The organism is Pseudomonas sp. P5_A2_2 (assembly GCF_054177685.1).
The window spans coordinates 1-1,195 of sequence record NZ_JBGCUL010001221.1 but is presented as its reverse complement, the minus strand read 5'-3'; the positions used below and the strand labels follow the sequence as shown (position 1 = coordinate 1,195).

1 protein-coding gene is annotated in these 1,195 nt (G+C 63.7%); it reads right to left on the bottom strand.

Going from position 1 to position 1,195, the window contains the following annotated elements:
* Positions 1 to 1,089: 3-oxoacyl-ACP reductase (locus tag ACXRVY_RS30260; RefSeq protein ID WP_458239106.1), on the bottom strand; the 1,089-nt coding region annotated here is incomplete at its 3' end.
* Positions 1,090 to 1,195 lie beyond the last annotated feature (106 nt).

Sequence of the window (1,195 nt, the reverse complement as noted above, 5' to 3'; positions counted from 1 at the left end):
GAGCCCGGCCTTGCTCGCCGCGTAATTGGTTTGCCCGCGATTGCCGGCGATGCCACTGATGGACGCCAGCAGAATCACCCGGCCGTTGTCGTGCAGGGTGCCGCTGTCGAGCAGGGCTTTGGTCAGCACTTGCGGTGCATTGAGGTTGACCGCCAGAACGGCGTCCCAGTATTCCGGGGTCATGTTGGCCAGGGTTTTATCCCGAGTGATGCCGGCGTTGTGCACCACGATGTCGAGGCCGTCGGGCAACTGTTCGATCAACTGCGTGGCAGCGTCTTCGGCGCAGATGTCGAGGGTGATGCTGTGCCCGCCGAGGCGGGCGGCGAGGGCTTCGAGATCGGTTTTGGCCGGCGGCACGTCGAGCAGGATGACGTCGGCACCATCACGGGCAAGGGTTTCGGCGATGGCGGCACCAATGCCCCGCGCCGCGCCGGTGACCAGCGCCTTGCGCCCGGCGAGCGGGCGTGTCCAGTCGGTGACTGGCGTCGCGCACGGATTCAAGCGAATGACCTGCCCGGACACGAAGGCGCTTTTCGGCGAGAGGAAAAACCGCAGCGGGCCTTCCAGTTGTGTCTCGGCACCTTCGCCGACATGGATCAATTGCAGGGTGCCGCCGTTGCGCATCTCCTTGGCCAGTGAACGGCTGAAACCTTCCAGGGCACGCTGCGCACTGGCGGCGAACGGGTCGCGCAAGGTTTGTGGATCGCGTCCGAGAATCACCAGGTGCGCGCAGTGATCGAGGTTCCTCATCAGCGGCTGGAAAAACTCGCGCAGTTGCTTGAGCTGATCGGTGTGCAGCAGATCACTGGCGTCGAACACCACAGCCTTGAGTTTCGGTCCATGGTCGGGAATCCAGGCCGTGGCCATCGAAGGCTCGGTGCCGTAGCTGTAGATCGCGTCGGTCAGGCGGTTGGCGAAGGCGCTGACGTGTTCCGTCAACGGCCCACCGCCGATCAGCAACGCACCTTCCACGGGTCGAAGTCGGCCTGCTTGCCAGCGCTCCAGTCTGGTCGGCGCCGGCAGCCCCAGAGCGCCGACCAGACGATGGCCGATGGACGAATTGGCGAAGTCGATATAGCGGTCAGACATGGAACGCGCTCCAGCAGCTGGGGTTCAAAGTGTGGATCACGAACGGCGATCAGTCATTCGATCCACGAGATAAGGCCTACGCTTGGTTACATTGTAGGAGCGAGCC